This window comes from Azotobacter beijerinckii, assembly GCF_900110885.1.
In the GTDB taxonomy this organism is placed as follows: domain Bacteria; phylum Pseudomonadota; class Gammaproteobacteria; order Pseudomonadales; family Pseudomonadaceae; genus Azotobacter; species Azotobacter beijerinckii.
The window spans coordinates 1-6,418 of the sequence record NZ_FOFJ01000005.1 but is presented as its reverse complement, the minus strand read 5'-3'; the positions used below and the strand labels follow the sequence as shown (position 1 = coordinate 6,418).

General features: G+C 66.2%; 8 protein-coding genes. 2 read left to right on the top strand and 6 right to left on the bottom strand.

Translation table 11 applies throughout. The annotated features are described in order from the left end of the window. A partial coding sequence (locus tag BMY22_RS03705) for an OmpW family outer membrane protein (RefSeq protein WP_279626343.1) occupies window positions 1-135 on the top strand: 135 nt, incomplete at its 5' end. Between the two features lie 96 nt (window positions 136-231). Here BMY22_RS03705 and BMY22_RS03700 read toward each other — a convergent pair. The 3 genes from BMY22_RS03700 to BMY22_RS03690 all read right to left on the bottom strand — a co-directional run bounded on the left by BMY22_RS03700 (window position 232) and on the right by BMY22_RS03690 (window position 3,008). After that, the gene (locus BMY22_RS03700; RefSeq protein ID WP_090619681.1) at window positions 232-1,170 is read right to left on the bottom strand and encodes an NAD-dependent epimerase/dehydratase family protein; all 939 of its coding nucleotides are present in this window, start codon (window positions 1,168-1,170) and stop codon (window positions 232-234) included. Continuing rightward, window positions 1,163-2,047 carry a sugar nucleotide-binding protein gene (locus BMY22_RS03695; RefSeq protein WP_090619679.1) on the bottom strand — a complete coding sequence of 295 codons (885 nt, stop codon included), beginning with the start codon at window positions 2,045-2,047 and terminating at the stop codon, window positions 1,163-1,165. The genes BMY22_RS03700 and BMY22_RS03695 overlap by 8 nt, the downstream gene beginning before the upstream one ends. 223 nt (window positions 2,048-2,270) lie before the next feature. Further along, on the bottom strand, window positions 2,271-3,008 hold the full coding sequence (locus BMY22_RS03690; protein WP_090619678.1) for an SDR family oxidoreductase: 738 nt from the start codon (window positions 3,006-3,008) through the stop codon (window positions 2,271-2,273). A 130-nt stretch (window positions 3,009-3,138) separates the two neighbouring features. On the opposite strand from BMY22_RS03690, the gene BMY22_RS03685 reads away from it, so the two are divergent. Next, entirely contained in the window at window positions 3,139-4,080 is a 942-nt protein-coding gene (locus BMY22_RS03685) for a LysR family transcriptional regulator (RefSeq protein WP_090619676.1), read from the top strand. A gap of 36 nt (window positions 4,081-4,116) precedes the next feature. Here the strand turns inward: BMY22_RS03685 and BMY22_RS03680 are convergent, their stop codons facing one another. The 3 genes from BMY22_RS03680 to BMY22_RS03670 all read right to left on the bottom strand — a co-directional run. Then, on the bottom strand, window positions 4,117-4,614 hold the full coding sequence (locus BMY22_RS03680; protein ID WP_090619674.1) for a single-stranded DNA-binding protein: 498 nt from the start codon (window positions 4,612-4,614) through the stop codon (window positions 4,117-4,119). A 16-nt stretch (window positions 4,615-4,630) separates the two neighbouring features. Then, on the bottom strand, window positions 4,631-6,013 hold the full coding sequence (locus tag BMY22_RS03675) for an MFS transporter (RefSeq protein ID WP_090619672.1): 1,383 nt from the start codon (window positions 6,011-6,013) through the stop codon (window positions 4,631-4,633). 87 nt (window positions 6,014-6,100) lie between these two features. Next, a partial coding sequence (locus tag BMY22_RS03670; RefSeq protein ID WP_167363694.1) for an ISAs1 family transposase occupies window positions 6,101-6,418 on the bottom strand: 318 nt, incomplete at its 5' end.

Sequence of the window (6,418 nt, the reverse complement as noted above, 5' to 3'; positions counted from 1 at the left end):
CTCATCCTCAACGCCCAGGTTCGCTACATCGACATCAACACCACGGCCACCACCCACCTCAACGGCACCAAGGTTTCCGTCGACGTGGACGTCGACCCCATGGTTTACATGGTTTCCCTCGGCTACAAGTACTGAACGAGTCCACTACGAAAAAGGCGCCTGCACGGCGCCTTTTTCTTTTTGTCCATATACGGCTGGCGCGGCCAAATCGTCACCGCCAGGCGATAGTTCTCAGGACTGCACGCCGCCCAGCAAACGGGCTAGGCCAGCGGCCATCGGGGTCGGCTCGGACACCTGATAACGCGCCAGCAACCGCCGGTTGTCCGCCCGCGAATGGCGAATATCGCCAGGACGCGCGGCTTCCCGACGCACCTCCGGCAGACCGCCGAACAGCAGCGAGATCTCCTCGAGCAGCCGGTTGAGGCTGACGCTTCGATTCAATCCGACGTTCACCGCTCCCGGCAGCACTTGCGGCATCTCCAGAGCCTGCAGCAACACGCCGACGAGATCGGTGACATAGACGAAATCGCGGGTCTGCTCGCCATCGCCGAACAGGGTGATGGGCAGGCGCTTCGCGGCGCGCTCGGTGAAGATACTGATCACTCCCGAGTAGGGCGAAGAAGGGTCCTGGCGCGGCCCATAGATATTGAAGAAACGAAAGACCGCCGGCTCCAACCCGTGCTGGCGGCGATAGAAGTCCAGATAATGCTCGCTGGCCAGCTTGTCCGCCGCATAGGGGGTGAGCGGTGCCTTCGGTGTATCCTCGTCGATCGCCTCGCCTTCTCCGTTGTTGCCGTAGACGGCCGCGCTGGAAGCGAACAGTACGCGCCCGACTCCCTGCTCGCGCATCGCCTCGCAGACGCTCAGGGTGCCGATGAAATTGCTCCGGTGGGTGCCTGCCGGGTCGATCACCGAAGCCTGTACCGAGGCCACAGCCGCCAGATGGACCACAGCCCGACAGCCGCCCAAGACCTCCCGCACCAGAGCGGCATCGGCGACATCCCCCTCGACCAGTTCGAGGCGGGGGTCGCCGAGCGGCAGATTGTCCGGCGTGCCGCTGGACAGGTTGTCCAGCACGCGCACCGAATGCCCTTGGGCGAGCAGCGCATCGACCAGATGCGAGCCAATGAAGCCGGCCCCCCCGGTTATCAGAACAGGCAGATCAGACATGGCGATAATAGCGATCCAGCAGGTTCGGCAAACCGGCGCGCCAGGCGCGCGGCTTGATGCCGAAGGTGTTGAGAACCTTCTTGCAGGATAGCACCGCATGCTGCGGCTCTTCGGTCGCGTCCGGGCTCACCCCATGCGGCCGGGCCTGAATCTCCTCGACGACCAGCCGACGGTGGACGCGCGCCTCGCCGAGGATCGCCTGGCCGAATGCCAGCGCGGTGGTCGCCTCGTGGCCGCCATAGTGGTAGGTGCCCCACAGCGGTGCACGGCAATCCAACTGCTTCAGCACAGCGAGCATCACCCGCGCGGCATCGTCCACCGGCGTCGGGTTGCCGCGCCGGTCGTCGGCGAGCGCCAGCACGCTTTCCCGTTCCGCACGCTGGAGGAAACGCCCGAGCAGCCCGCCGGGACTGTCGTCGTACAGCCAGCCGAAGCGCAGCAGCACATGCCGGGGGCAGATCGAACGCACGCTCTGCTCGATGCGCAGCAGGGACTGCCCACGCAGCCCGAGCGGCATGGGCTCGTCCTTCTCGCTGTAGGCCGTGGCGCGTGCGCCATCGAAGACCCGGTAACTGGAGGGCTGCAGCAGGATGATCTGATGATGCAGGCAAAGCGCGGCGAGACGCTCGGTCGCGCGCTCCTGGGTGGCAAGGCGCGTGGCGTCGAGCGTCTCGGCCTGGAACCAGTCGTGGTAGTAGGCGAGATTGACCAACGCATCGGGGCGGGTCTCGTCGAGCAGAAGGGTCAGGCTGGCCGAATCCCAGCCCTGCTCCGGCGGCCGGGGAGCCAAGAAGCTGATGTCGGCCTCGGCCCCCAGATGGATCAGCGCCTGGCCCAAGGCGCTGCCACCGCCCAGCAGCATCAGGCGCATATGCATGGGATGAGACTACCCTGGGTTGGCAGAAGTAATAAATGCATGGAGAGACTGAAAACGGTCCGTCATCTGCGGTGAGCGGCGCCAAGATGGTCAAACCATTCCCGGCAATCGGACGTATTGTGCGGCTTTCGACGGTGCGCGTCACTACTGCCCGCGCAGGCCATGCGCCGGAGCAGATCAGAGTGGCAAACAACCGGTTGCCGCCCAGCCTTGAGCACTTTACTCAGGCGAAGCCACCGTTGGCGCGCAGCACCTGGGAATTGATCCAGGCGCCGTCCGGGCCGGCGAGGAAGGACACCACCGCCGCGATGTCCTCGAGCGTGCCAAGACGTTCCAGCGGTGACAGCCTGGCCAGCTGATCGATCTGCTCCGCACTCTTGCCGGCGAGGAACAACTCGGTGGCGACCGGCCCCGGAGCCACGGCATTGACACTGATCTCGTGCCCGCGCAGCTCGTTGGCCAACACATGCACCAAACCCTCGACGCCGGCCTTGCTGGCGATGTAGGGGCCGTAGCTGGGGAAGGACTTGGCGATCGCGCTGGTCGATAAGGCGATGATCCGCCCACCGCGCTCCACCTGGTGGGCCGCCAGGGAAAGCACGATGAAGGCACCGCGCAAGTTGGTGCGCAGCACCCGGTCGAACTGCTCGAGGTCACCGCCGGCAATCGTCAGGCGGGGCATGATTCCGGCGCTGTTGACCACCACGTCGATGCGCCCGAAGGTTGCGCGCGTCCTGGCGAACAGGTGCTCCATGTCGGCCGGCTCGGCCACATCGCCGCGCACGGCGATGGCCCGTCCGCCGCCGGCGACGACTTCTGACACCAGCGACTCGGCCAAGGCCTGGTTGCCGGCGTAGTTGACGGCGATCACGAAGCCATCCTGGGCCAGGCGAAGGGCGATGGCCCGGCCGATGCCGCGCGAGGCCCCGGTCACGATGGCCGCCTTGTCGATTGTCTGCATGATCTCACTCCCGCATGACGGGGCGACGAAGGCCGTCCCTGTTGGAAGTGATTCTGGTCGCTGGGTCTGCTTGGATAAATGCGCTGGAATTGTCAGGATTATTCAACAAGGCCTAACAATTGCGGTGCCCATGGACAGATTCGACACCCTGCAGCTCTTCGCCCGCATCGTCGAGCTGGGCAGCTTCACCCGGGCAGCCGGCGCCCTGGACATCCCCCGCGCCACGGCCACCCATGCCATCAAGACTCTGGAGGAACGGCTCGGCGCGCGACTGCTGGAGCGCACCACCCGTCAGGTGCGCCCGACACTGGACGGGCAGGCTTTCTACGAGCGCTGCAAACGTATCCTCGGCGATCTGGAGGATGCCGAGTCCTCCCTCAGCAGTGCAATGGCCAACCCGCGCGGCACCCTGCGCCTGGACCTGCATGGCGCCCATGCCAACCTGATCATCCTGCCGCACATCCAGGAGTTCCACCGCCGCTACCCGCAGATCGAACTGGCCATCAGCAGCGGCGACCGCCTGGTGGACTTGGTGGGCGAAGGCATCGACTGCGTGGTCCGCGCCGGCAATCCGCGCGACTCCTCGCTGGTGGCGCGACGCCTGGCGCTGATGCCGGAGGTGGTCTGCGCCAGCCCGGACTACCTGGAACGGCATGGCCGTCCCGCCCAGCCCGACGAACTGTCGGCACACCAAGCGGTGGGCTTCTTCTCCAGCAATCGCGACATCCGCTACCCCTTCAGCTTCCTGGTCGACGGCGAAGTGGCGGAGTTCGAGATGGGCGGCTGGATTTCGGTCAACGACGCGGAGTGCTACAGCACCTGTGCGCTGAACGGCTGCGGGCTGATCCAGGTGCCGCGCTTCCGGGTGGAGGAGCATCTGCGCAGCGGAAGGCTGGAGGAGGTGTTGGCGGACTGGCCGAGCCCCGGCCTGCCGGTCTCGGTGCTCTATCCCTATCACCGCCAGTTGTCGCCGCGGGTCAAGGTCTTCGTCGAGTGGCTAGCGGCCGTCTATGCCGAGCGCTTCGCGCCGACCGAGGCGCCGCGGAGTGTCCGGAGGCACCTAGAAGAGTGAGTTCCCGCCTGCCGTGCGGCAGACGGGGAGGCCGCGCTAGAAAGGGATGTCGTCGTCGAAGCTGTCGTAGTCCGGCGCCGGCGGCTGCCGGTCCTGCTGCGGAGCGGGACGCGCCTGCGGGGCCTGGGCCTGCTGCTGCGGTTCGCGCGGGGGACGCGGCGCGCGCGGGGCGTCGTCGCCACTGCCGCCACGGCCGCCGAGCAGCTGCAGGGTGCCGTTCATGTCGACGACGATCTCGGTGGTGTAGCGATCCTGGCCATCCTGCCCCTGCCACTTGCGGGTCTGCAGGCGGCCCTCGACGTAGCACTGCGAGCCCTTGCGCAGATACTCGCCGGCAATCTCGGCGAGCTTGCCGAAGAACACCACGCGGTGCCATTCGGTGCGCTCCTGCTGCTGGCCGGTCTGCTTGTCCTTCCAGGCGTCGGTGGTGGCCAGGGTGATGTTGGTGACCGCATTGCCGTTGGGCAGGTAACGGGTTTCCGGGTCGCCGCCGACGTTGCCGATCAGAATGACTTTGTTAACCCCACGGGCCATAACGTTCTCCTAGGCTTCAGCACGCCGCCGGCGCCGGCTCGATCAGGCGCTCCAAGGACGTGCGGTCCAGTTTTTGGGTATCCACTTTGATATAGAGGGCGGCCTCCTCGGCCACCACCTCGGCATCTGCCACTCCGGGCACGGCCAGCAGACGCTCGCGCAGGGCCGCATCGCGCAGGGCCGCGGGCGACAGCGGCAAGCGCAGGCTGGTCACGTAGGGAGGTTCTCGCATGGTAACAGCAATCGCCAGCCACAGGGCGCAGAGCAGCGCACAGCCGACGAACACCGCGCCCAGCCCACCCTGCTGGTACAGCCAGCCGCCGAAGATGCCGCCCAGTGCCGCGCCGAGGAACTGACTGGTGGAATACACGCCCATCGCCGTACCCTTGCCGCCGGCCGGGGCAACCTTGCTGACCAGCGATGGCAGGGACGCCTCCAGCAGGTTGAAGGCGGTGAAGAACGCCACCGCCCCCAGCACCAGAGCCACCAGGCTGCCGCCAAACAGCCAGAAATACAGTTCGCAGAACAGCAGGACTGCCACCGCCGCGCAGAACACCCGCTTCATCCGACGCTTCTTTTCAGCATAGAAGATGAACGGAACCATACCGAAGAAGCCTACGAACAGAGCGACCAGGTAGACCCACCAGTGCTCTTCCCGGGGCAGGCCACCCCGCTCCACCAGTGCCAGCGGCAGGGCCACGAAGGTGGCCATGAGGATCGCATGCAGCGCGCCGATACCGAAATCCAGGCGCAGCAGATCGGGATGGCTCAGCGTGGCGCCCAGTGCCTGGCGCGCCACCGCAGATTCACGGTGCTGCAGGGCCCGCGGCGCCAACGGTACCAGCGCGGCAACGATCAGGATGCCGAACAGGGCCATGCCGGCGGTCGCCCAGAACAGTCCGGACAGGCCGAAGGCACGGGTCAAGAGCGGACCGATCACCATGGCCGCGGCGAACGACAGGCCGATGCTCATGCCGATCATGGCCATGGCCTTGGTGCGGTGTTGCTCGCGAGTCAGGTCGGAGAGCAGCGCCATCACCGCCGCCGAGATCGCCCCGGCTCCCTGCAGCACGCGGCCGGCGACGACCCCCCAGATGGAGTCGGCATTGGCCGCCAGCACCGCGCCGGCGGCGAAGATCAGCAGGCCGACATAGATCACCGGCCGCCGACCGATGTGGTCGGAGAGGATGCCGACGGGAATCTGCAACACCGCCTGGGTCAACCCGTAGGCACCGATCGCCAGACCGATCAACGCCGGCGTGGCACCGGCCAGTTCCATTCCATAGGTGGCGAGCACCGGCAGCACCATGAACATGCCCAGCATGCGAAAGGCGAACACCAGCGCCAGCCCGCCTCCCGCCCGGATTTCGCTGCCACTCATGCGGTCTCTGTCGTGCATGCTCGAGCCCTCGTGAAAATACGCAATTCTACCAGTCGCTGTCCGGCCAGCCCATGGCAAAGGCGCACACCGCCCAGGGCAATCGCGCTATGAGGCATCCGGGCCAAACAGCAGTTGGGTTCGGTACTGCGCATTGGTGCAGGCCCGCATGCGCCGCCTGCCAATGCTCAGTTGACTGCTGTCGTTCTGTCGTATCAGGTTCAGTGCCGCACGGCGTATCACGGCCAGGTTGCTGGCCGAGTGGTCCTTGCGACTGCGATTGGCATCCTCGCGAAACTGCACATCCAACACCCAGTGCTGGCTGTTCTCAATGGCCCAGTGGTCGCGCACCACGCCGGCAAAGCGTTCCAGGTCGCCGATCGAGCTCAGGAAATAGCGGCACTCGCGCGTTTCCCGGCCGCCCAC